The organism is Streptomyces sp. NPDC059037 (assembly GCF_042740015.1).
Lineage (GTDB): Bacteria > Actinomycetota > Actinomycetes > Streptomycetales > Streptomycetaceae > Streptomyces.
Genome location: NZ_JBHYIG010000147.1, coordinates 1 through 23,845 on the forward strand (window position 1 = coordinate 1; position 23,845 = coordinate 23,845).

Annotated in this window: 21 protein-coding genes and 1 tRNA gene; 11 read left to right on the forward strand and 11 right to left on the reverse strand. The window is 68.4% G+C overall.

Annotation, left to right across the window (positions count from 1 at the left end):
* Window positions 1-129: 129 nt before the first annotated feature.
* Both ACFWY6_RS26860 and ACFWY6_RS26865 read left to right on the forward strand, forming a co-directional pair.
* Window positions 130-678 carry a helix-turn-helix domain-containing protein gene (locus tag ACFWY6_RS26860; RefSeq protein WP_384695266.1) on the forward strand — a complete coding sequence of 183 codons (549 nt, stop codon included), beginning with the start codon at window positions 130-132 and terminating at the stop codon, window positions 676-678.
* 49 nt (window positions 679-727) lie between these two features.
* Entirely contained in the window at window positions 728-2,251 is a 1,524-nt protein-coding gene (locus tag ACFWY6_RS26865; protein WP_384695269.1) for a protein kinase, read from the forward strand.
* Between the two features lie 71 nt (window positions 2,252-2,322).
* Here the strand turns inward: ACFWY6_RS26865 and ACFWY6_RS26870 are convergent, their stop codons facing one another.
* A complete protein-coding gene (locus tag ACFWY6_RS26870) occupies window positions 2,323-3,690 on the reverse strand; it encodes a hypothetical protein (protein ID WP_384695272.1) in 1,368 nt (455 codons plus the stop codon).
* 201 nt (window positions 3,691-3,891) lie between these two features.
* Window positions 3,892-4,020, reverse strand: coding sequence for a DLW-39 family protein (locus ACFWY6_RS26875; protein ID WP_003999697.1), 129 nt, complete (start codon window positions 4,018-4,020; stop codon window positions 3,892-3,894).
* Between the two features lie 337 nt (window positions 4,021-4,357).
* Here ACFWY6_RS26875 and ACFWY6_RS26880 point away from each other — a divergent pair, with 337 nt between their 5' ends.
* On the forward strand, window positions 4,358-4,690 hold the full coding sequence (locus tag ACFWY6_RS26880) for a DUF6344 domain-containing protein (protein ID WP_384695275.1): 333 nt from the start codon (window positions 4,358-4,360) through the stop codon (window positions 4,688-4,690).
* Between the two features lie 234 nt (window positions 4,691-4,924).
* On the opposite strand, the gene ACFWY6_RS26885 is transcribed toward ACFWY6_RS26880, so the two are convergent.
* The 9 genes from ACFWY6_RS26885 to dnaA all read right to left on the reverse strand — a co-directional run bounded on the left by ACFWY6_RS26885 (window position 4,925) and on the right by dnaA (window position 17,410).
* Window positions 4,925-4,998, reverse strand: a tRNA-Ile gene (locus tag ACFWY6_RS26885).
* 106 nt (window positions 4,999-5,104) lie between these two features.
* Window positions 5,105-5,806 (reverse strand): DUF3566 domain-containing protein, encoded by a 702-nt coding sequence (locus ACFWY6_RS26890; protein WP_266864448.1) that lies wholly within the window; start codon window positions 5,804-5,806, stop codon window positions 5,105-5,107.
* A gap of 18 nt (window positions 5,807-5,824) precedes the next feature.
* A complete protein-coding gene (gene gyrA, locus ACFWY6_RS26895) occupies window positions 5,825-8,434 on the reverse strand; it encodes a DNA gyrase subunit A (RefSeq protein ID WP_384695278.1) in 2,610 nt (869 codons plus the stop codon).
* A gap of 43 nt (window positions 8,435-8,477) precedes the next feature.
* Entirely contained in the window at window positions 8,478-10,499 is a 2,022-nt protein-coding gene (gene gyrB / locus ACFWY6_RS26900) for a DNA topoisomerase (ATP-hydrolyzing) subunit B (RefSeq protein WP_384695302.1), read from the reverse strand.
* Between the two features lie 319 nt (window positions 10,500-10,818).
* Entirely contained in the window at window positions 10,819-11,382 is a 564-nt protein-coding gene (locus ACFWY6_RS26905; RefSeq protein WP_266864452.1) for a DUF721 domain-containing protein, read from the reverse strand.
* Window positions 11,379-12,500: a DNA replication/repair protein RecF gene (gene recF, locus ACFWY6_RS26910; protein WP_361814927.1), complete on the reverse strand. Its 1,122-nt coding sequence runs from the start codon at window positions 12,498-12,500 to the stop codon at window positions 11,379-11,381. Before recF ends, ACFWY6_RS26905 begins: the two co-directional genes overlap by 4 nt.
* Before the next feature lie 52 nt (window positions 12,501-12,552).
* Window positions 12,553-13,428, reverse strand: a complete 876-nt coding sequence (gene gnd / locus ACFWY6_RS26915) for a phosphogluconate dehydrogenase (NAD(+)-dependent, decarboxylating) (RefSeq protein WP_384695283.1) — start codon at window positions 13,426-13,428, stop codon at window positions 12,553-12,555.
* An 89-nt stretch (window positions 13,429-13,517) separates the two neighbouring features.
* Window positions 13,518-14,648: a DNA polymerase III subunit beta gene (dnaN, locus tag ACFWY6_RS26920; protein WP_135332056.1), complete on the reverse strand. Its 1,131-nt coding sequence runs from the start codon at window positions 14,646-14,648 to the stop codon at window positions 13,518-13,520.
* An 872-nt stretch (window positions 14,649-15,520) separates the two neighbouring features.
* Window positions 15,521-17,410, reverse strand: a complete 1,890-nt coding sequence (gene dnaA / locus ACFWY6_RS26925) for a chromosomal replication initiator protein DnaA (RefSeq protein WP_384695286.1) — start codon at window positions 17,408-17,410, stop codon at window positions 15,521-15,523.
* Window positions 17,411-17,777: 367 nt separating this feature from the next.
* Here dnaA and rpmH point away from each other — a divergent pair, with 367 nt between their 5' ends.
* The 8 genes from rpmH to ACFWY6_RS26965 all read left to right on the forward strand — a co-directional run bounded on the left by rpmH (window position 17,778) and on the right by ACFWY6_RS26965 (window position 23,797).
* Entirely contained in the window at window positions 17,778-17,915 is a 138-nt protein-coding gene (rpmH, locus tag ACFWY6_RS26930; protein WP_006381191.1) for a 50S ribosomal protein L34, read from the forward strand.
* A gap of 20 nt (window positions 17,916-17,935) precedes the next feature.
* Window positions 17,936-18,307: a ribonuclease P protein component gene (gene rnpA / locus ACFWY6_RS26935; RefSeq protein ID WP_266864461.1), complete on the forward strand. Its 372-nt coding sequence runs from the start codon at window positions 17,936-17,938 to the stop codon at window positions 18,305-18,307.
* Window positions 18,304-18,663 (forward strand): membrane protein insertion efficiency factor YidD, encoded by a 360-nt coding sequence (yidD, locus tag ACFWY6_RS26940; protein WP_384695290.1) that lies wholly within the window; start codon window positions 18,304-18,306, stop codon window positions 18,661-18,663. The genes rnpA and yidD overlap by 4 nt, the downstream gene beginning before the upstream one ends.
* Window positions 18,664-18,666: 3 nt before the next feature.
* Complete coding sequence (yidC, locus tag ACFWY6_RS26945) at window positions 18,667-19,962, forward strand: membrane protein insertase YidC (RefSeq protein ID WP_384695293.1); 1,296 nt, start codon at window positions 18,667-18,669, stop codon at window positions 19,960-19,962.
* Window positions 19,963-19,975: 13 nt separating this feature from the next.
* On the forward strand, window positions 19,976-20,491 hold the full coding sequence (locus tag ACFWY6_RS26950) for a protein jag (RefSeq protein ID WP_384695295.1): 516 nt from the start codon (window positions 19,976-19,978) through the stop codon (window positions 20,489-20,491).
* 99 nt (window positions 20,492-20,590) lie between these two features.
* Window positions 20,591-21,307, forward strand: coding sequence for a 16S rRNA (guanine(527)-N(7))-methyltransferase RsmG (rsmG, locus tag ACFWY6_RS26955; RefSeq protein ID WP_135332062.1), 717 nt, complete (start codon window positions 20,591-20,593; stop codon window positions 21,305-21,307).
* A 301-nt stretch (window positions 21,308-21,608) separates the two neighbouring features.
* Window positions 21,609-22,685: a ParA family protein gene (locus ACFWY6_RS26960; RefSeq protein WP_266864468.1), complete on the forward strand. Its 1,077-nt coding sequence runs from the start codon at window positions 21,609-21,611 to the stop codon at window positions 22,683-22,685.
* The gene (locus tag ACFWY6_RS26965) at window positions 22,682-23,797 is read left to right on the forward strand and encodes a ParB/RepB/Spo0J family partition protein (RefSeq protein ID WP_384695299.1); all 1,116 of its coding nucleotides are present in this window, start codon (window positions 22,682-22,684) and stop codon (window positions 23,795-23,797) included. The genes ACFWY6_RS26960 and ACFWY6_RS26965 overlap by 4 nt, the downstream gene beginning before the upstream one ends.
* Window positions 23,798-23,845 lie beyond the last annotated feature (48 nt).

Here is a 23,845-nt window from a genome sequence, read left to right on the forward strand (position 1 = left end):
AGTACCGGGTCACCCCCCGTATCTCGCAATAGGTTGGGGGGTCCGGGTTAACGACCACGCTCCTTACGAGGTTGGGCGTGGTTGGCGGCAGCGACCCACGGTTTTTTGGGGAAGCGATGGGGAGACGCAATGGACGCCGCACAACAAGAGACAACCGCGAGAGCTCGGGAGCTCCAGCGGAACTGGTACGGAGAGCCGCTGGGGGCGCTCTTCCGCCGTCTCATCGATGATCTGGGCCTCAACCAGGCGCGCCTCGCCGGCGTCCTCGGTCTGTCGGCGCCCATGCTGTCCCAGCTGATGAGCGGTCAGCGCGCCAAGATCGGCAACCCCGCGGTCGTCCAGCGCGTCCAGCTCCTCCAGGAGCTCGCGGGCCAGGTCGCCGACGGCAGCGTCAGCGCCGCGGAGGCGACCGACCGCATGGACGAGATCAAGAAGTCCCAGGGCGGCTCCGTACTGACCAACACCTCCCAGTCGACGGCGAGTTCGGGCGCTCCCACGGTCAAGCGCGTGGTGCGCGAGATCCAGTCGCTGCTGCGTTCGGTGGCGGCGGCCGGCGACATCATCGATGCCGCGGACGCCCTCGCCCCGACCCACCCGGAACTGGCAGAGTTCCTCCGGGTGTACGGCGCCGGACGCACCGCGGACGCGGTCGCCCACTACGAGGCGCACCAGAGCTGAGCCGTCGGCCGGGCCACCGGGCGGCCCGGAGGGGGAGCGATGCGCGACCATGGGTGAGGTCTTCGCCGGCCGGTACGAACTGGTCGACCCGATCGGACGTGGGGGAGCCGGCGCGGTCTGGCGCGCCTGGGACCACCGGCGGCGCAGATATGTGGCCGCCAAAGTCCTGCAACAGAGCGACGCGCACACGCTGTTGCGCTTCGTGCGGGAACAGGCGCTCCGGATCGACCACCCCCATGTGCTCGCGCCCGCCAGCTGGGCCGCCGACGACGACAAGGTCCTGTTCACCATGGCCCTGGTCGCCGGCGGCTCGCTGGCCCATCTGGTCGGGGACTACGGCCCGCTGCCGCCACACCTGTCCTGCACGCTGCTCGACCAGCTGCTCGCAGGCCTTGCCGCCGTGCACGCCGAGGGGGTCGTGCACCGTGACATCAAGCCGGCCAACATCCTGCTCGAGGCCACCGGAGTTGGGCGTCCGCATCTGCGGCTCTCCGACTTCGGCATCTCGATGCGCCTGGGCGAGCCACGGCTGACCGAGACCAACTATGTGGTGGGCACGCCCGGTTACTTCGCGCCCGAGCAGATGATGGGTGCCGAGCCGGACTTCACCGCCGATCTCTTCGCCGTCGGCCTCGTGGCGCTGTATCTCCTCGAGGGGGCCAGGCCGGACTCCAAGGCGCTGATCGAGCACTTTGCCGCGCACGGCACGCCAGGGGCCCCGCAGGGCGTCCCTGAGCCGCTGTGGCAGGTCGTCGCCATGCTGCTGCAGCCGGATCCGCAGGCGCGGTTCCGCACGGCCACCGGTGCGCGCAAGGCGTTGGCCTCGGCCATCGAGCTGCTTCCCGAGCCGGGGCCCGACGACGAGCTGGTGGAGGTCTTCGACCAACTGGGCCCGCTCCCCCTGGGGTTCGGCCCGAACGGCCCGCTCACGCAGGCCCGCAGCGCCGGGCCACAACTGGGCCTCGCCCCGACCCCCGTACCGCCCCCGCACCCTCCTTTGCCGGATACGGGCAGCTCCTCGGCGAGCGGAGGCTTCCACCTGCCCCCGCCGCCCGATGCCCCGACGCCACCGCCGTCGGCCCCCACGCCGCCGCCATTCGAGCCGACGCCACCACCGTTCGACCTCACACCACCGCCTTTCGATCCCACACCACCGCCGCCGACAGCCGCACCGACCCCGGCGGCGCAGCACGTGCCGCTGGGACAGCAACCGGCATCGCAGGGGCAGCGGCTGACGCCACAGGGACAGCAGCAGGGACAGCAGCCACACCCCTCGCAAAGCCGGCCCCAGTACGCGGCACAGCCGCCGCAGGCGCCCCCACATCAGCTCACGCACGATCCCTCCCCCCACCAGGCTGCTGCGGCTCAAGACCCCTCACGGGCCATGGCGTCCGCCGTGCACGGGACTTACACCCCTACTCATCCATACACCGCTCACGTCCCGCAGGTTCCGCTCCAGAGCCGACCAGTTCCGCAGCGGCGGCCGGGACCGCCCGCAAAGGTGGCGATCCCGATGCTGCTCGCCGCGCTGGCGTGCTTCGCGGTGGGCATCTGGGCCCTGACCCAGATCTGATGTACGCCGGGCTCGGCGCCACGCTCAGGCCCCGCCCCCTCCAGCCCGCCGCAGCGCTCTCACAGCCCCAACTACCAAGCCGGTGGCGGCCCGTACTGCGAAGGCGTCCCAGCCGACGCACCCGCCCCCGCGGATGAAGCAGTGGCCCGCCGCCGAGCGACCAGCGTCCACACGCCGAGCACGGCGAGCAGCACGGCACCGCCGCCGAATCCCCCGGCGGCGACCAGCTTCATTCCGTCGCCGCCCCCCGCCGCGTCCCCAGCCTCGTCCCCAGCAGCCGTCCTGCCGCTAGCCGCGGCCTCCTCGTCCTGGCCGGAGACGCTGAACTCGTCCGCGGGCCGCGCCGATCCGGCGTACGCGGGCCCCGCCTTGGCCGCACCCTCGACGCTCACCCGCAGCGTCAGATCCAGCGGATCCTTGCCGAACTGCCCGGCGACCCGCGGGTTGAGATGGACCGAGAGGTAGTACCAGCCGGCGAACCGCATCCCGGCCACGTCGTCGATGGGCGAATAGCGGTTCTCGTACGCGACAGGAGCCAGCGCGTCCAGCGCGGTGGACTTCTGCTTGCCGTCGTACGCCGTGTCCACGTCGTCGACCTTGGCGCGTACGGGATTGGACAGCGACATGACGAGCGCCGACGTCACGTACTCGTCCCCGCCCCCGCTCGAACTGCCCAGCTCGGCACTGGCGGAGACCTGCTGCCCCCAGTCCACAGGCACGCGGTAGAAGAGCGTCTGCCCCGGCTTGATCCGGTCGCCCCAGGCCCCCGTCCGCAGCGCCCGGGCGTCGTTGAAGCTCGTGCCGCCCGCACGCCGTTCACGCTCACCGCCCGGCGGCACGGGCGCGGCGGAATTCCAGGACTCGGGCGGCGTCGTGGGAGCACCCTTGGCCAGCCCCGGCTCGGATACGACGCTCAGCTCCGTGCCCCAGCTCTCCCCCGAGGATCCGGGATCGCTGTTCCGCTCGACCACTACGTAGTACGTGCCCGCCGGCTTGCACCGGTTCTCATCGGGGCCGATCGTCCGCACCGCCCAGGCAGTGACGGGCCGTGGGCTCTGCGACGTACCGAAACGCGCGTCTCCGGAGTCGCAGTCATTGCCGTCCGCGTCCTGCAGGGACACCTCGATGCCGTCCCCGTAGGCGACCTTGGATCCGGGCCCCGGAACAGCGGTGGCCGAGACGTACACGCTTTGTGCGGCGTCGAGTTCGAGCCGGTAGTAGAGCTTGCCCCCGCGTGTGATGGCGCTCTTGTACGTCGATCCGGGCGTCAGTTCCGCACTGCCCGTACTGCTCGTCGCCCCGTCGACCGCCACGGCCTCGTCGGCGTAGGCGTACGGCCCTGGCGCCCCCGCCGCCGCGGCCTGTCCCGGCAGTGCCGCCACTGCGCACAGCGCCGCTCCCGCGGCCAGCGTCGCCCGGCCTCTGCCCAGCCGCCCCATTGGATGCCACCCCTCCCCGGAGACCCAGTCGTCCCGGCGACTCATGCCCGCGCGCAGCCCCGACAATCTTTGCTGACGCAAGGAACAAGCTTGCATACGCAAATCAATCCCCTGCGGGACCCCGCCCCCACAGGAACCGGACAGCACAAGGCCCCGGCCGCATCAGCGACCGGGGCCTCGTGAAGAGACTGTTGTCGATACTCACGAACCCGTGGGCACGGAGTCAGTCGCCTCCGTCCACAGATCCTGCTCGGCGCGATCCGCCTGGATCTGGCGGTACACGAGGAGCCCGCCGATGGCGGCCAGTGCGACCAGGAGAAGCTTCTTCACCGCGCGACCTCGTCTTTCTTGACGTAAGGGACCTCTGGAGCCCGACTATACACACCGATCGATACCGATCGGTGACCTGGATCCACCCCAACTGCCGCACCGGACACAGCAGTAGAAACGGACCCCGCCGCTCCGGCCGCCCCTCCGCCCCACTGTGACATTCACCGCTCGCGGCCCCATTTCAGGCCCCTCCCGGGCCCCTCCCGGGGCCTTTTCGGCCATCCGGGTGGTGTTCATCAGAACATCGACGCGCCACGAGCGTCGGTCCACCACTCTCGACCCCACATACACATCATGAGGAAAGTACGCAAATCGCCCAACCCGAAAGTGAGACGCCGTGACCAGCACCAAGGCCATGAAGCTGTGGACCACCCTCATCACCGCCTTCCTCGCGCTCTTCGCCGCGCTGGGATTCACCACGACGGCCACGGCGGCCACGACGCCGGCACAGCAGGCCATGGAATCCTGCGAGACCGCCACGGCCCTCCCCTCACCGCTGGCGGCCTACTGGCGACTCCAGTACGAACGGTCCTTGCCGCCCACGATGAAACAGCGCATCCGCGCCGAGGCACACGGAGCATCCCCCGGCTGCAGGCACCTGCCCACGAACGACACCGAGACGGACCGCGAGACCGACGCCCAACCACGCGACCTGGCCGCGGAGCCGTAACCCCCACGGCAGCCACAGCCCCTCACCAAAGACCCCCGGCTGGTTTCAGCCGGGGGTCTTCGCGTCCGCGTCGGACACCGGTACTCCGAAGCCCCCGAGAACGCCGCCCCCGAACCCCGACAGCTCCTACGGCACCCGGTGGCGGGTTGGTTCGGCTTTTGGTGTTTTCGGCACACACGCCCACCGGGACCCAAACCCCCCCCCCCCGAACCGGGTGGGGGGTCTTCGTGTCTGTGGGGCTAACAGGATTTGAACCTGTGGCCTCATCCTTATCAGGGATGCGCTCTAACCAACTGAGCTATAGCCCCGCCGCGCTGCGGTGTGTCCCGCGCGCTGACCTCTGAAGATTAGCGCACGTCCGGGCCAGTCCCAAAATCGATAGCTCCGGGGCCCGGGAACGGCGGATCCGAGGGGCTACTCGTCCTCGGCGAGCGTCAGCTCGACGCCGCCCACAAAGCCCGCGGAGAGGTTGTAGATGAACGCGCCGAGCGTCGCGAGGGCCGTGGCCAGGACGACGTCGATGACCGCGATGATCGTCGTGAACATCAGCACGCGCGGCAGGGACAGGAAGGACTGCAGGTCGAAGCCGTTGGACTCGTTCGAGCCCGTCGCCTCGGAGATCGTGCCGCCCACCGTCGAGAAGACGCCCATGGCGTCCATGACCATCCACAGCACGGCGGCCGCGACGATCGTGCAGATGCCGAGCGCGATGGAGAGCAGGAAGCTGACCTTCATCACCGACCACGGGTCGGCCTTGGCCACCCGCAGCCGCGCCTTGCGCGTACGCGGCGTCGTGCGCGCCCCGGTGCGCGGCCTGCGCACCGAACCCGTCTGAGACCCCTGCTGGTACGCCTGCGGCGGGTGGTACGGCTGGGAGGCCTGCTGCTGGGGCTGGCGCTCCCCGGGCAGCGCACCCGCCGCTCCCTGCGCCCCGGCCGCGTACGCACCGTCGTACTGCGCGGACTGAGCGGGCTGCGGCCCTCGGGTGTCCGTCACCGTTCCCCCCTGGGATCCATGAGACTCGTCGGAGTCGTGAGAATCAGTGGCGGAGCCACGGACACCGTCTGTACCGGCTGAGCCGGTTCCACTTGCTCCGGCGCCCGTGGCTCCACTCACGATGACTCTCTCCTTGCGCTACTCGGCCGTGGACTCCGTGCCCTCGTCCGTACCGACGGCCGGCTCGCCGTCGGCCGATTCGTCGACGATGTCGCCGTCGACTTCCTCCGCCTCGCGCCCGGCCTCGGCATTACGAGCGATACCGACCACGGCATCGCGCTTGCCCAGGTTGATCAGTTGGACGCCCATGGTGTCACGGCCCGTCTCCCTGACCTCGTTGACTCGCGTACGAATCACACCGCCGCCCAGGGTGATGGCGAGGATCTCGTCGGTCTCCTCCGTCACCAGCGCGCCCACGAGTTCGCCGCGGTCCTCCACGATCTTGGCGGCCTTGATGCCGAGGCCACCGCGACCCTGGACGCGGTACTCGTCGACGTTGGTGCGCTTCGCGTACCCACCGTCGGTTGCGGTGAACACGAACGTACCGGGCCTGACGACATTCATCGAGAGGAGCTGGTCGCCGTCGCGGAAACTCATTCCCTTGACGCCCGAGGTCGCACGGCCCATGGGACGCAGCGCATCGTCCGTTGCGGTGAACCTGATCGATTGAGCCTTCTTGCTGATCAGCAAAAGATCGTCCTCGGCCGACACGAGCTCGGCCCCGATCAGTTCGTCGTCCGAACCGTCGTCCGTCTCACGGAGGTTGATGGCGATGACACCACCGGAGCGAGGCGAGTCGTAGTCCTTGAGCGACGTCTTCTTTACGAGGCCGCCCTTTGTGGCGAGGACCAGGTAAGGCGCCGCCTCGTAGTCACGGATCGCCAGGATCTCGGCGATCTGCTCGTCCGGCTGGAAAGCGAGCAGGTTCGCGACGTGCTGGCCACGGGCGTCGCGTCCGGCGTCCGGCAGTTCGTACGCCTTCGCCCGGTACACCCGGCCCTTGTTGGTGAAGAACAGCAGCCAGTGGTGCGTCGTCGACACGAAGAAGTGGTCGACGATGTCGTCTTCCTTGAGCTTCGTGCCGCGCACGCCCTTGCCGCCGCGCTTCTGCGAGCGGTAGTCGTCCGTCTTGGTGCGCTTGACGTAGCCGCCGCGCGTGATCGTGACGACGATGTCCTCTTCGGCGATCAGGTCCTCCATGGACATGTCGCCGTCGAAGGGCACGAGCGCCGACCGGCGATCCTCGCCGAACTTGTCGACGATCGCCGCGAGCTCGTCGCTGATGATCTGGCGCTGCTTCTCGGGCGAGGCCAGGATCGCGTTGTACTCGTTGATCTTCGCCTGGAGTTCGTCGTGCTCGGCGACGATCTTCTGGCGCTCCAGGGCGGCGAGCCGGCGCAGCTGCATCTCGAGGATGGCGTTGGCCTGGATCTCGTCGATCGAGAGCAGGCCCATCAGGCCCTCGCGCGCGATGTCGACGGTCTGGCTGCCGCGGATGAGCGCGATGACCTCGTCGATGGCGTCCAGGGCCTTGAGCAGGCCGCGCAGGATGTGCGCCCGCTCCTCGGCCTTGCGCAGCCGGAACTTCGTACGCCGGACGATGACCTCGACCTGGTGCGTGACCCAGTGCCGGATGAACGCGTCCAGCGAGAGGGTGCGCGGCACACCGTCGACCAGGGCCAGCATGTTGGCGCTGAAGTTCGACTGCAGGTCGGTGTGCTTGTAGAGGTTGTTCAGGACGACCTTGGCGACCGCGTCCCGCTTCAGGACGATGACGAGGCGCTGGCCGGTGCGCGACGACGACTCGTCGCGGACGTCGGCGATGCCGCCGACCTTGCCGTCCTTCACCAGGTCGGCGATCTTCTGCGCGAGGTTGTCGGGGTTGGTCTGGTACGGGAGTTCGGTGACCACCAGGCACTGGCGGTTCTGGATCTCCTCGACCGCGACGACCGCGCGCATCGTGATGGAGCCACGGCCCGTGCGGTACGCCTCCTCGATGCCCTTGCGGCCCACTACCAGTGCGCCGGTCGGGAAATCGGGGCCCTTGATGCGCTCGATAAGAGCGTCGAGCAGCTCCTCGTGCGAGGCCTCGGGGTGCTCGAGCGCCCACTGCGCGCCCGCCGCGACCTCGCGGAGGTTGTGCGGCGGGATGTTGGTGGCCATGCCGACCGCGATGCCCGCCGAGCCGTTGATCAGCAGGTTCGGGAAGCGCGCCGGCAGGACCGTCGGCTCCTGGTTGCGGCCGTCGTAGTTGTCCGTGAAGTCGACGGTGTCCTCGTCGATGTCACGGACCATCTCCATGGCCAGCGGCGCCATCTTGCACTCGGTGTAGCGCATGGCGGCCGCCGGGTCGTTGCCCGGAGAGCCGAAGTTGCCGTTGGAGTCCACCAGCGGCATCCGCATCGACCACGGCTGGGCGAGGCGCACCAGGGCGTCGTAGATGGAGGAGTCGCCGTGCGGGTGGTACGTACCCATGACGTCGCCGACGACGCGGGCGCACTTGTAGAAGCCCTTCTCGGGGCGGTAGCCGCCGTCGTACATCGCGTACAGGACGCGGCGGTGGACGGGCTTCAGACCGTCGCGTACGTCCGGCAGCGCGCGGGACACGATGACGGACATCGCGTAGTCGAGATACGAGCGCTGCATCTCCGTCTCGAGCCCGACGGGCTCGACACGCATGCCCACGCCAGGAACGATCGGTTCCTCTTCGATGATCACTTCGGGCTTCGGGGTGTTCTCGTCGGCCATTGCTGGTCAAAGTCCTTTCGAGGTGCGGCTTGTACGGGCCGACTCAGATGTCGAGGAAGCGAACGTCCTTGGCATTGCGCTGGATGAACGAGCGCCGTGCCTCGACGTCCTCGCCCATCAGCACCGAGAAGAGGTCGTCGGCCTGTGCCGCGTCGTCCAGAGTCACCTGGCCGAGCACGCGGTGCTCCTGGTCCATGGTCGTGACGCGCAGCTCCTCGGCGTTCATCTCACCGAGGCCCTTGAAGCGCTGGACCGAGTCGTCCCTGACGCGCTTGCCGGCCTGCCGGCCGAGCTCGATCAGGGCGTCGCGCTCGCGGTCCGAGTACGCGTACTGGAAGTCGTCACGGGACCACTTGATCTTGTAGAGCGGCGGCCGCGAGAGGTACACGTGCCCGGACTCGACGAGCGGTCGCATGAAGCGGAACAGGAACGTCAGGAGCAGCGTGTTGATGTGCTGACCGTCGACGTCGGCGTCCGCCATCAAGATGATCTTGTGGTAGCGGAGCTTCTCGATGTCGAAGTCCTCGTGCACGCCCGTGCCGAAGGCCGAGATGAGGGCCTGGACTTCCTGGTTGTGCAGGATCTTGTCGATCCGCGCCTTCTCGACGTTCAGGATCTTGCCTCGGATGGGCAGGATCGCCTGGTACATCGGGTCACGGCCGGACTTCGCCGAACCACCGGCGGAGTCACCCTCGACGATGAAGATCTCGCACTTCGTCGGGTCGTTCGACTGGCAGTCGCTGAGCTTGCCGGGGAGGGAAGCCGACTCCAGGAGGCCCTTGCGGCGAGTCAGGTCGCGCGCCTTGCGGGCGGCGACACGGGCCGTGGCGGCCTGGATGCCCTTGCGGATGATGTCCGCGGCCTCGTTCGGATTGCGGTCGAACCAGTCCGTGAGGTGCTCGTGGACGACCTTCTGGACGAAGGTCTTCGCCTCCGTGTTGCCCAGCTTGGTCTTCGTCTGGCCCTCGAACTGGGGCTCGCCCAGCTTCACCGAGATGATCGCGGTCAGACCCTCGCGGATGTCCTCACCCGTGAGGTTGTCGTCCTTCTCGCGGAGCAGCTTCTTGTCGCGCGCGTAGCGGTTGACCAGACCCGTCAGCGCGGCCCTGAAGCCCTCTTCGTGCGTACCGCCCTCGTGCGTGTGGATCGTGTTCGCGAAGGAGTACACGCCCTCGGTGTACTGCGAGTTCCACTGCATCGCGATCTCGGCCGAGAGCATGCGCTCCTTGTCCTCGGCCTCGACGTCGATGACGGTCGGGTGAATGACCTCGCCCTTGCGGGAGTTGAGGTACTTCACGAAGTCGACGATGCCGCCTTCGTAGTGGTACGTGACCGTGCGGGCCTCGACGGCCTCGTCGTCGGTCGCCTCGGCCGAGTCCGCACCCGCCGTCGCCTTCGCCGACTCGCGCTCATCAGTGAGTTTGATCGTCAAACCCTTGTTGAGGAACGCCATCTCCTGGAAGCGCCGTGCCAGCGTCTCGAAGGAGTACACGGTGGTCTCGAAGATGTCGCCGTCGGCCCAGAAGGTGACCGAGGTGCCAGTCTCCTGAGTGGCTTCGTGCCGCTCGAGCGGTGCGGTCGGGGCGCCGCTCTTGTAGTCCTGCGTCCAGCGGTAGCCGTCCGTCTTGATCTCGACGGAGAGCTTGGTGGACAGCGCGTTCACCACGGAGACACCGACGCCGTGCAGACCACCGGAGACCGCGTAGCCGCCGCCCCCGAACTTGCCGCCCGCGTGGAGCACAGTGAGCACGACCTCGACGGCCGGCTTCTTCTCCACGGGGTGCATGCCGACCGGGATGCCTCGGCCGTTGTCGATGACGCGCACGCCGCCGTCGGCGAGGATCGTGACGTCGATCGTGTCCGCGTGACCGGCCAGGGCCTCGTCGACGGAGTTGTCGACGACCTCCTGCACCAGGTGGTGCAGGCCACGCTCACCGGTCGAGCCGATGTACATGCCAGGTCGCTTGCGGACCGCGTCCAGACCCTCGAGGACGGTAATCGCGCTGGCGTCGTACGCCGTGGCTGAGGCCTCGGCGGTTCCTGCCAGGGCCTCGGTGGACGGGATGTTCTCGTTGGGGTTGCCGGAATCGGCCACGAAGCGCCCTTTCTGGCACAGCACAAGCCAAGCACCCGGCGGTGGCCGGAGCGGCTGCGTCGTTCAGCGATAGTCAGCGTTGCTCGGTGCGTCCCACAAGTGGGGCGGGATTAGCTTCCAGTCTACCGGTAGCGCCGACAGTGATGGGGGTTTGCCGGTACCTGAGTCCGCATGTGCCGTCCTGAACCGGCCTCGACCGACTCCCCATATGCGGCCCGGGGCTCTAAGAGGCTCACAGCGGCACTCAGCGCTTCGGGGTGTCAACCCCGAGCTACCACCGGAAGCGGCCTCAGCCGTAGGTGTCTCCGGGGCCCGTGCTGCCCGGGGCGCGCAGGGGTCCGAAGCGGCGTGCGGGGCCACCGGGACCGAGCACTTTGATGAGGCGTACGGTGCCGTGGCCCAGGTCCTCGTTGAGGCGCGCGACCAGCTGCGGGGCCAGGAGACGCAGGTTCGTCGCCCAGGCCGTGGAGTCGCACTGCACGGTCAGGACCCGCTCGTTCTCGTCGTACCGCTGGGGGACGCAGTGCTTGGCCAGATCGTCGCCGACGATCTGCGGCCAGCGGCCCATCACGCCGCCGACCGCGGCCGGCGTCTCCCAGCCGCGCTCGGTGATCAGACGGTTGATCGCGGAACCGAGCGGCAGCGGGTCGCGGCCGTCGGCGCGCGCGCCGGAACGCAGTCCACCGCGCCGGGCCTGCTTCTTCTGCTGCGCGGCGTCGCCACGCGCGCGTGCCTGCTCCTTGGCGGCACGGAGGGCGACCCGGGCGAGGTCGACGCCGGAGGGTTCGGGCGTCTTCGGCGTGTCCTGCGGTGCGTCCTTGGGGGTGCCCTTGGCGGGCTCTTCGGCGCTCACGCGCGCTCCACCGCGCCGTCCGACACCGTGTACCGCGTGCCGACCAGCACGCCCGGTACGTCGTCGTCCACCGCGGCCGTGACCAGAACCTGCTCGCCCGGCGCCACCAGCTCGGCGAGCCGCTCCCTGCGGCGCGCGTCGAGCTCGGCGAAGACGTCGTCCAGGACGAGCACCGGCTCGTTGCCTTCGGCCCGCAGCAGGTCGTAGGAGGCCAGGCGCAGCGCGAGGGCATACGACCAGGACTCACCGTGGCTCGCGTACCCCTTGGCCGGAAGCTGGCCCAGCTTCAGGAGGAGGTCGTCGCGGTGCGGGCCGACCAGCGTCACGCCCCGCTCGATCTCCTGCTTGCGGACCTCTTCGAGGGCGGCGATCAGCTGCTCGTACAGCGCGTCGCGAGTGTGGCCCTCGCCCGGCGCCGACGGCTTGTACTCCAGCGCGACGGGGCCGCCGCCGGGTGCCAGCTGCTCGTACGCCTTGTCGGTCAGCGGCTGCAGCGTGGCGATCAGGTCGAGCCGCTGTGCGAGCAGCTCGGCGCCGACGCGCGCGAGGTGCTGGTCCCAGACGTCGAGCGTCGACAGGTCCATGGAGCGCCCGCCGTGCCGCCGCGCGAGGGCCGCCGACTTCAGGAGGGTGTTGCGCTGCTTCAGTACGCGGTCGTAGTCGGACCGCACGCCCGCCATGCGCGGGGAGCGCGCCGTGATCAGCTCATCGAGGAACCGCCGACGCTCACCGGGGTCGCCCTTGATCAGCGCAAGGTCCTCCGGCGCGAACAGCACCGTACGGACGATCCCCAGCACGTCGCGCGGTCTGACCTGCGAGGACCTGTTGATCCGGGCGCGGTTCGCCTTGCCCGGATTGAGTTCGAGCTCGACGAGCTGCTGCCGCTCGCCCTGCCGGACCGCGGCCCTGATGACGGCGCGCTCGGCACCCATGCGCACCAGCGGCGCGTCCGACGAGACCCGGTGGCTGCCGAGCGTGGCGAGATAGCCGACCGCCTCGACGAGGTTCGTCTTGCCCTGGCCATTGGGCCCCACGAACGCGGTGACGCCCGGATCGAGAGGGACCTCGACCCGGGCGTACGAGCGGAAGTCGGCCAGCGACAGATGCGTGACGTGCATGGTTGGCGCCGACCTCCCCCGGCAAGCCTGTGCTCGGCGCACAGGCTGTGGATTACTTCTTCTCGACCGCGTGGCCGCCGAACTGGTTGCGCAGCGCCGCGATCATCTTCATCTGCGGCGAGTCGTCCTGACGCGAGGCGAAGCGCGCGAAGAGGGACGCGGTGATCGCGGGCAGCGGCACGGCGTTGTCGATCGCCGCCTCCACGGTCCAGCGGCCCTCTCCGGAGTCCTGCGCGAAGCCGCGCAGCTTGTCCAGGTGCTCGTCGTCGTCCAGGGCGTTGACCGCGAGGTCGAGCAGCCAGGAACGGATGACCGTGCCCTCCTGCCAGGAGCGGAAGACCTCACGGACGTCCGTGACGGAGTCGACCTTCTCCAGGAGCTCCCAGCCCTCGGCGTAGGCCTGCATCATCGCGTACTCGATGCCGTTGTGAACCATCTTGGAGAAGTGGCCGGCGCCGACCTTGCCCGCGTGGACCGAGCCGAAGTCACCCTCGGGCTTGAGGGCGTCGAAGATCGGCTGGACCTTCGCGATGTTCTCGGCGTCGCCGCCGTACATCAGCGCGTAGCCGTTCTCCAGGCCCCAGACGCCGCCGGAGACACCGCAGTCGACAAAGCCGATGCCCTTGGCCGCGAGCTCCTCGGCGTGCTTCTCGTCGTCCGTCCAGCGGGAGTTGCCGCCGTCCACGACGACGTCGCCGGGCTGCAGCAGCTCGGCCAGCTCGTCGACGGTGGACTGGGTCGCGGCCCCTGCCGGGACCATCACCCACACGACCCGCGGGCCCTTGAGCTTGCCCACAAGCTCTTCGAGGCTGTGGACATCCGCGACGTCCGGGTTGCGGTCGTATCCGATGACGGTGTGGCCTGCGCGGCGGATGCGCTCGCGCATGTTGCCGCCCATCTTGCCGAGGCCGACGAGACCGAGCTCCATCAGTGGTTCCTTAAGTAGCGATGTGGCGTGGAGGCACCTTCGTACCCGCGTCCGAGCCTACGCCCGGACCCTCGCTCACACCTGTGGGCTCAGCCGCTCAGACGTACAGGCATGATCAGGTACTTGTACGCCTCGTCGGCCTCGGCATCCAGGGCCGGCTTGCCGCTCAGGAGCGCGGGCTTCGTCGACGTCGTGAACGACAGCTGGGCGACCGGGGAGTCGATCGCGCTCAGGCCGTCGAGCAGGAACGTCGGGTTGAAGGCGATCGAGATGTCGTCCCCGTCGAGCTGGGCGTCGACCCTCTCCACAGCCTGTGCGTCGTCGCTGGAACCGGCCTCGAGGATCAGCACGCCCTGCTCGAAGCTGAGCCGCACCGGGGTGTTCCGCTCGGCCACCAGGGCCACGCGCTTGACGGCCTCCACGAAGGGGGCGGTCTCGATGACGGCGATCGAGTTGAACTCCGTCGGGAACAGCGTGCGGTACTTCGGCAGGTCACCTTCGAGCAGCCGCGTCGTCGTGCGCCGCCCGGCACCCTCGAAACCGATCAGACCCTCACCGGCACCGGAGCCCGACAGCGCGAGCGTGACCGTGTCACCGCTGGTGAGCGCCTTGGCGGTGTCCTGGAGCGTCTTGGCGGGCACCAGGGCGACCGCGGACGCCTCGGGGTCCTCCGGCTTCCACAGGAACTCGCGGACCGCGAAGCGGTAGCGGTCGGTCGAGGCCAGGGTGACCGTGTCGCCCTCGATCTCGATGCGTACGCCGGTCAGCACCGGAAGCGTGTCGTCGCGACCGGCCGCGATCGCCACCTGGTTCGCGGCGGCGGCGAAGACCTCACCAGGGACGGTGCCCGTGGCGGTCGGCATCTGCGGCAGCGCGGGGTACTCCTCCACAGGAAGCGTGTGGAGTGTGAATCGCGAGGAGCCACAGACCACCGTCGCCCGCACACCGTCTGTGGAGATCTCCACCGGACGGTTGGGCAGGGCGCGGCAGATGTCGGCGAGCAGTCGGCCGGAGACGAGGACCGTGCCCTCCTCGTCGACCTCGGCGTCGACGGACACCCGAGCCGAGACCTCGTAGTCGAAGCTGGAAAGGCTCAGTGCGCCTTCCTCGGCCTTCAGCAGCAGGCCCGCGAGGACAGGTGCCGGTGGCCGGGCCGGGAGGCTGCGCGCCGCCCACGCCACCGCCTCCGCGAGTACGTCGCGTTCCACCCGGATCTTCACTTAGCCGCCCTCCTGCTGTTGCTGGCACTGGGGACCAGTCTGACGCACCGCACTGACAGTGGGTGCCCGTCGGGGTCAAGTCGTGACGAGCGGCGCCGGAGGTCCGGAGAGCAAGTTGTGCACAGGCCCCCCTTCCAAGCGAATTCCCCGGTGACTCCAAGTGGGAGTAGTAGTAGGGCCTGTGGAAACCGTGGATAACCGCGAATGCGCAGGTCAGAACCGGTTTTTTATCCACTGCGCCTGTGGGCGGGACCGGTGGACAACCGGGGGTTTCTGTGGACGGGCGGAAGTTACACACACCCGATGCACAGGCAAGGGGTACTTCTCCCCAGCCCTGTCCCCAGCTTTACCCACCTTCCCCACAGGCCAACCGACCCCCTTGGTGTGACGCCTTTCACTCGGCACGGTGACAGGGCGCGTTGCGTTGCCGAACAGTGGACAGCGGTGTGGAGAAGCTGGGGAAAGCTGGGGACAACCGGCCCGTGCCTGTGGGCGGCCGGTGGACAACGTCATGCACACCCTGTGGACGAGATTTTCATCCACACCCTGTGGAGAGTCTTCGTCCACGAATCCACAACCACCTGACCTGGCTTGATGATCCCTCAGCAGGTTCCCCTGTGGACAGCATCTGGACAACTTCCCGGTCCCCAGGGTGTGGAGGAGAAGAAGACCGCAGATCTGTGGAGAACAGGCCTCTCAGCAGCGGAAATCGAACAGCGCGCGTGCCCCGACGGGGTCCACGCGCGCGTGCACAGGCTGCGGACAACGGCGAAGGGCGCCCCGGAATCGTTCCGGAGCGCCCTTCGGGAGGCGTGTCTCAGCGGCGCTGAGAGCGTCTGTCAGACCTCTGTCCGTCCTCTGTCGGCCCTCTGTCAGCCGTTCTTGATGCGGTTGGTGAGCTCGGTGACCTGGTTGTAGATGGAGCGCCGCTCGGCCATCAGCGCGCGGATCTTGCGGTCGGCGTGCATCACGGTCGTGTGGTCGCGGCCGCCGAACTGCGCACCGATCTTGGGAAGCGAGAGGTCCGTCAGCTCGCGGCAGAGGTACATCGCGATCTGGCGTGCCGTCACCAGGACGCGGCTGCGCGAGGATCCGCAGAGGTCGTCCACCGTCAGGCCGAAGTAGTCGGCGGTCGCCGCCATGATGGCCGGCGCGGTGATCTCCGGAGAGGCGTCCTCGCCCCCTGGGATCAGATCCTTGAGGACGATCTCCGTCAGACCGAGGTCCACAGGCTGTCGATTGAGCGAGGCGAAGGCCGTGACCCGGATCAGCGCGCCCTCGAGCTCACGGATGTTGCGTGAGATGCGGGACGCGATGAACTCAAGGACCTCCGGAGGAGCGTTGAGCTGCTCCTGCACCGCCTTCTTACGAAGGATGGCGATACGCGTCTCCAGCTCCGGCGGCTGGACGTCGGTGATCAGTCCCCACTCGAAGCGGTTGCGCAGCCGGTCCTCCAGGGTCACCAGTTGCTTGGGCGGCCGGTCGCTGGAGAGCACGATCTGCTTGTTCGCGTTGTGGAGCGTATTGAAGGTGTGGAAGAACTCCTCCTGCGTCGACTCCTTGCTCGCGAGGAACTGGATGTCGTCGACGAGCAGGATGTCCATCTCGCGGTAGCGCTTGCGGAAGGTGTCGCCCTTGCCGTCGCGGATGGAGTTGATGAACTCGTTGGTGAACTCCTCGGAGCTCACGTACCGCACGCGCGTGCCGGGGTAGAGGCTGCGGGCGTAGTGCCCGATCGCGTGCAGAAGATGCGTTTTGCCAAGTCCCGACTCCCCATAGATGAAGAGGGGGTTGTAGGCCTTGGCGGGTGCTTCGGCGACGGCGACCGCGGCCGCGTGCGCGAAGCGGTTCGAGGCACCGATGACGAAGGTGTCGAAGAGGTACTTCGGGTTGAGGCGCGCGGTGGGCTCGCCGGGAGCCGACGCGGGGGCCGGCTGTGCGGCCAGCGGGCCGGGGGCGCCGCCGTGCACACCGTGACCGTTGCTGTGGCCGCCGCCGCGGTGACCGGACGGGCCGCCGGAGCCGGGCGCGGACGACGGCTCGGAGAGTTCGTGCCGCTCACGCCGGTCGTGGCGGTCCTGCTGGTCCTGCCGATCGGGGCGGTGCTGTTCGTACGGGGAGTGGCTCTGCGGCGGCTGCGTCCGGTAGTCGTGCTGCGGCTGCTGGACCGGCGTCGCGTAGGGATCGCGGTCGGGGAAGCCGAGCCGGGGCTGCTGCCAGCCGTAGTCGTCCTGCTGCTGCGACGGCTGCGGCCAGGCGCCGGGCGCGGGGCGCTGATAGTCCGGGTACGCGGGCCGGGCGGTCGGCAGCTGGTCGGGCCGCGAGCCCTGGGGGTGCTCGTCCTGGCTGCGGCGGCCGTAGCCCTCGTACGCGTCGTGTCCCTGACCGGAGCCCTGGTGCGGCTCGGGCTCTTCGTAACGCTGCTGCTGGGGCTGCTGGCCGGGCTGTTGCTGGGCGGGGGGCGCGGAAGGGCCCACCGGTTCGCCCACCGAGTCGTCGACGGTGATGGCGATGCGGATCGGACGGCCGCACTCGCGGCTCAGCGATTCACTGACGATGGGGGCGAGCCGTCCCTCGAGCACGCCCTTGGCGAATTCGTTCGGCACGGCGAGCAGTGCGGTGTCGGCGACCAGCGCCAGCGGCTGGCAGCGCTTGATCCAGCGCTCGTCCTTCGCCTCGACGCCGTGCCCACGCCCTTCCCCCAGCAGCTGTTCCAGCACTCGTGGCCACACTGCGGCAAGATCGGCAGGTACGTCAGCCACAGGGCACGCTCTCTCACGGGGTCCCACGATGGTGTGGTTCTGGGGACCGAAATCGGGATCGGCAGGGAGAAGGGAATGAATCGGAGTTTGGCCACGGTAGTCAGGGCAACGGCTGCGGTTCAAGTTGTTGTCCACAGGCTGTGCACAGTGTCTCTCCCTGACGGTCGGTTTGACCGGATGGCGTAGCCCCGCGTACCGTGACCAGGTCGAGTTGTCGATGGCTGCTGCCGCCTGCCTCCGATGGGCAAAGATCACGATCTGTGATTGTGAAGCGGTGCACTCGGTGCGTATTCGCGAGCTTCTCGTGGGCGCACGGTGACAGCCAGGCGATGTCCCGCCACCACACAATCATTTCTGGAGCCCCCGAGTGAGCAAGCGCACCTTCCAGCCGAACAACCGCCGTCGCGCCAAGACCCACGGCTTCCGCCTGCGGATGCGCACCCGTGCCGGCCGCGCCATCCTCGCGAACCGTCGTGGCAAGGGTCGCGCCAGCCTTTCCGCCTAATCGCATTAGGTCATGACGTCGTGCTGCCTACCGAGCATCGGCTGAGGCGGCGCGAAGACTTCGCGACCGCGGTACGCCGAGGACGCCGGGCCGGACGCCCGCTTCTCGTCGTCCATCTGCGTAGCGGCGCAACGGACCCGCACGTGCCTGGGGAGAGCATTCCCCCGACGCGTGCGGGTTTCGTCGTGAGCAAGGCCGTCGGCGGCGCTGTCGTACGCAACGCGGTGAAGCGCAGGCTGCGTCATCTGATGCGCGACCGGGTGGCTCTGCTGCCCCCCGGTAGCCTGGTAGTCGTACGAGCGTTGCCCGGTGCGGGCGACGCCGACCATGCACAGCTGGCCCGAGACCTGGATGCCGCTCTTCAGCGGCTGCTGGGAGGGGGCGCTCGATGAAGTACCCACTGCTGGCTCTGATCAAGCTGTACCAGTGGACGATCAGTCCGCTGCTCGGCCCGGTGTGCAAGTACTACCCGTCGTGCTCCCGCTACGGCTACCTGGCCATCGACCGGCACGGTGCGATCAAGGGAACGGCGCTCACTGCCTGGCGCATCCTGCGGTGCAATCCGTGGTCGCTCGGTGGTGTCGACCACGTCCCGCCGCGCAAGCGTCCGCGGTGGCACGAGATGCTGCGCGCCAAGTGGCGCGAACGCAAGGGCGGGCCCTCCGCCGCTGGCGTGCCCTCCGGGGAGATCTCCCCCCAGACCCCGAGCGCGGCCGCCGAGACCCCGTCCCATGCTCAAGGAGCCTGATTAGTGGACACGATTGCCAGTCTGTTCAGCTTCATCACGACACCCGTTTCCTGGGTCATCGTCCAGTTCCATGCTGTGTACGGGAAGATTTTCGGTCCCGACACGGGCTGGGCCTGGGGCCTGGCCATCGTGTCCCTGGTGATCTTGATCCGTATCTGTCTGATCCCGCTCTTCGTGAAGCAGATCAAGGCGACTCGGGCGATGCAGACGCTGCAGCCCGAGATGAAGAAGATCCAGGAGCGCTACAAGAGCGACAAGCAGCGCCAGTCCGAAGAGATGATGAAGCTGTACAAGGAGTCGGGTACCAACCCGCTCTCCTCGTGCCTTCCCATCCTGGCGCAGTCGCCGTTCTTCTTCGCGCTGTACCACGTGCTCAACAGCATCGCGACCGGCAAGACGATCGGTGTCATCGACGAGGGGCTCCTGGAGAGCGCGCGTAAGGCGCACATCTTCGGTGCTCCGCTGGCCGCGAAGTTCACCGACAGCGCCGACAAGGTCGCCTCGCTCAACGCCTCGCTGACGGACGTCCGCGTCGTCACCGCGATCATGATCATCCTGATGTCGGCGTCGCAGTTCTTCACCCAGCGCCAGCTGATGACGAAGAACGTCGACACGACGGTCAAGACGCCGTTCATGCAGCAGCAGAAGATGCTGATGTACGTCTTCCCGGTCATGTTCGCCGTGTTCGGCATCAACTTCCCGGTCGGTGTCCTCGTCTACTGGCTGACCACCAACGTGTGGACCATGGGCCAGCAGATGTTCGTGATCCGCCGGAACCCCACTCCGGGCTCCAAGGCGCAGGCCGCGTTCCTCGAGCGTCTGCAGAAGCAGGTCACGCACCACAAGAAGGTGCGGGGTCGTGGCAACACGAACGTCATCAAGGCGATCGTTGCCAAGGGCCGTGACCGCAACGAGTTCGAGCGCAAGTTCATCAACGGTCTGACCAAGGCGGGCCTCGCGGCTCAGGCCGACGGCTCCGTGGCCGAGGGCGAGAGCGCGGTTGCCACCGCGACCGAGGACGGCGCTCCGGCCGCCGGTGGCGGTACTCCCAAGCGGCAGCAGCCCAAGCGCCAGAGCAAGTCGCAGCGCCAGTCCGCGGCCGCGCACAGCACGGCCAAGTCGGAGGGCGACGCGGACGAGGATTCGGACGCCAAGACGTCGCTGGAGAAGACCAAGGACGAGCCCGAGGATGCCAAGCCCAAGGCCGGGGGCGGCAAGTCCGGGTCAGGTAACGCACGCCAAGCCAAGTCGGGGCAGCGCAAGGGCCAGCAGCGGCCCAAGCACCCGTCCAAGAAGTAGAAGGAGTCCATCCGTGACGGAAGGCACCACCGCCCCCGCCGAAGCCGAGGCCGGCGACACTCTCACGCGCCTTGAGCAGGAGGGCGAGATCGCTGCGGACTACCTCGAGGGTCTGCTGGACATCGCCGACCTCGACGGCGACATCGACATGGACGTCGAAGCCGACCGCGCCGCTGTCTCGATCATCAGCGACTCGAACAGCCGCGATCTGCAGAAGCTCGTCGGCCGTGACGGTGAGGTCCTGGAGGCGCTCCAGGAGCTGACCCGTCTCGCGGTGCACCGTGAGACCGGCGACCGCAGCCGGCTGATGCTGGACATCGCGGGCTACCGCGCCAAGAAGCGCGAGGAGCTCTCCGAGCTGGGCGCCAAGGCGGCGGCCGATGTGAAGAGCTCCGGCGAGCCGGTGAACCTCAAGCCGATGACGCCGTTCGAGCGCAAGGTCGTGCATGATGCGGTCAAGGCCGCCGGTCTGCGCAGCGAGTCGGAGGGCGAGGAGCCGCAGCGCTTCGTCGTCGTGCTTCCTGCCTGATCGCACGTCGTTCTCCCGGCCCCGTCTGTTCGCAGGCGGGGCCGGTCTTTGTCAGCCTGATAGTCAGCCACCCCAGTGCGGTACGGAAGGACGGTCCCCGTGACGGAGGCAGCGGAGCTCCCGCCGGCGCCTGAGCAGGCCCGGGCAGTATTCGGTGAGCGCTTCTCGGACGCGGTCCGATACGCGGAGTTGCTGGCCGATGCGGGAGTGCAGCGCGGTCTGATCGGCCCGCGCGAAGTGCCCCGGCTGTGGGAGCGGCACCTGCTGAACTGCGCGGTGCTCTCCGAGGTCGTGCCAGAGAACGTGACGGTCTGCGATGTCGGCTCGGGCGCAGGGCTGCCGGGCATTCCGCTGGCCCTCGTCCGGCCGGATCTGAAGATCACGCTCCTTGAGCCGCTGCTGCGGCGGACGAACTTCCTCACCGAAGTCGTCGAGCTGCTGGGCCTCGATCATGTGACGGTCGTGCGCGGCCGCGCTGAGGAGGTCCTCGGCAAGCTGCCTTCGGTCCATGTGGTCACGGCGCGTGCCGTGGCGCCGCTGGACCGGCTCGCCGCGTGGGGCGTTCCCTTGCTGCGTCCGTACGGAGAGATGCTGCTCCTCAAGGGCGACACCGCCGAGGAAGAGGTCAAGGCCGCGGGAGCCGCCCTGAGCAAGCTCGGCGCGGTGAACACCTCGGTGCTTCACGTCGGAGAGGGCGTGGTGGATCCGCTGTCCACCGTGGTGCGGGTCGAGGTCGGCGAGAGCCCTGGCGGCGTACGTTTCGCCGCCAAGCGGGCCAAGGCGGCACGCACGGGACGGACCCGGCGTCGCCGCTGAGCGATGCTGCCGTCAGGCGAGCGGCTACGTCGCAATTGATCCGTCCTGACGACGAGCCGTACTCCACAAAACCTGCCAAACGTACGCATACCGGGGTGTCGCAGCTGCGGCACCCCGGCTGCCGTGCATCGTGTTTCACGTGAAACGTCGCTCACTGCTGCATGGCATCATCAGTCGCGGCCGCGCTGCTGAACCTCGCGACCGTCGTCCGCTCGGATCCCTCGATAAGGGCACCGAGTTGTCCACAGAGGTGGATTCGTCCACAGAAGACCGGGCCTCGCTGGTTCACGACCCTCAAAGCATGGGAGGCTCTGTTCATTGCGAGCCTGAAGTCGAGGAGAGTGAATCCTTGCGGTCCGACGCCAACATCGCGGGACCGATGACCGATCCGGTCCCCGGTCCCCGTACCGAGTCGGCGGGGGAGGATGTTTCACGTGAAACACCGAGCCCGATGGACGACACCCCTATCGGTCGTGCTGCCCAACTGGCGGTGGAAGCCCTTGGCCGCGCAGGCGAGGGCCTGCCGCGACCTGAGCAGACACGCGTCATGGTGGTCGCCAACCAGAAGGGCGGAGTAGGCAAGACGACGACAACCGTCAATCTCGCCGCTTCGCTCGCTCTGCACGGTGCGCGCGTCCTGGTCATCGACCTCGACCCGCAGGGCAATGCCTCCACGGCTCTGGGGATCGACCACCACGCCGAAGTGCCGTCCATCTACGACGTGTTGGTGGAGAGCAAGCCGCTCTCCGAGGTCGTGCAGCCGGTGCCTGATGTCGAGGGTCTGTTCTGCGCCCCCGCCACGATCGATCTCGCCGGTGCGGAGATCGAGCTGGTGTCGCTGGTCGCGCGGGAGAGCCGGCTGCAGCGGGCGATCCAGGCGTACGAGCAGCCGCTGGACTACATCCTCATCGACTGCCCGCCGTCGCTCGGTCTCCTGACGGTCAACGCCCTGGTGGCCGGTGCGGAGGTCCTGATCCCCATTCAGTGCGAGTACTACGCACTGGAGGGCCTCGGTCAGCTTCTGCGCAACGTCGACCTGGTGCGGGGCCACCTCAACCCGCATCTGCACGTCTCGACCATCCTGCTCACCATGTACGACGGCCGGACCCGGCTCGCCTCGCAGGTGGCGGACGAGGTACGCAACCACTTCGGCGAGGAGGTGCTGCGGACGAGCATTCCCCGCTCGGTCCGTATCTCTGAGGCGCCGAGCTACGGACAGACCGTGCTGACCTACGATCCGGGATCGAGCGGTGCCCTCTCGTACTTCGAGGCGGCCCGGGAGATCGCGCTCCGCGGCGTCGGCATTCGCTACGACGTACAGCACGCCCATATGGGCGCTCAGAATGACCAGCACAGCACGACGGAGGGGTTGCAGTGAGCGAGCGACGGAGAGGCCTTGGCCGTGGCCTCGGCGCCCTGATCCCTGCGGCCCCGACGGAGAAGTCGGCCGCCCAGGCCGCGGGTGGGGCTTCGGCTTCCCCCGCCGCGGTACCGGTGCTCACCGCCGAGCGGGGGGTGGCAGCCGCGAAGGTGACGGCGCTCCCGCAGAGCTCCGTTTCACATGAAACGCAGGAGCCGTCGAAGGGGACGGTCGAGGTCGCTTCGGAGAGCCCGGTCGGCGCGCACTTCGCCGAGCTGCCGCTCGACTTCATCACGCCCAACCCGAGGCAGCCGCGTGAGGTCTTCGACGAGGACGCCCTCGCCGAACTCGTGACCTCTATCAAGGAGGTCGGGCTTCTCCAGCCCGTCGTCGTGCGGCAGGTGGGGAGCTCGAGCTACGAGCTCATCATGGGCGAGCGGCGCTGGCGTGCCTGCCGTGAGGCGGGACTCGAGCGCATCCCCGCGATCGTCCGCGCCACGGACGACGAGAAGCTGCTCCTGGACGCACTGCTCGAGAACCTGCACCGTGCGCAGCTGAACCCGCTGGAAGAGGCCGCGGCCTATGACCAGTTGCTCAAGGACTTCAACTGCACGCACGACCAACTGGCTGACCGTATCGGCCGTTCGCGTCCGCAGGTCTCCAACACGCTGCGGCTCCTTAAGCTGTCGCCGGCGGTTCAGCGCCGGGTCGCCGCCGGAGTGCTGTCCGCGGGGCACGCTCGCGCTCTGCTCTCCGTCGAGGACTCGGAGGAGCAGGACCGCCTCGCGCACCGGATCGTCGCCGAGGGCCTCTCGGTGCGGGCCGTCGAAGAGATCGTGACCCTCATGGGTTCGCGGCCGCAGAGCGCCCCGAAGTCCAAGGGGCCGCGTGCGGGTGCTCGGGTTTCGCCGTCGCTGACGAACCTCGCCACCCGTCTCTCCGACCGGTTCGAGACCCGTGTACGAGTGGACCTCGGTCAGAAGAAGGGCAAGATCGTCGTCGACTTCGCTTCGCTTGAGGACCTGGAGCGCATTCTGTCGACGCTCGCCCCGGGCGAGGGTCCGGTCCTGAGGAACGGACTCGCCGAGGACGCCACCGAGGAAGACGCCTCGGAGGACGGCGAGGCCTGAGCCTCATCAACCGTGCTCCAGAGCGGGCCGTGTCCGGTGTGTACCGGC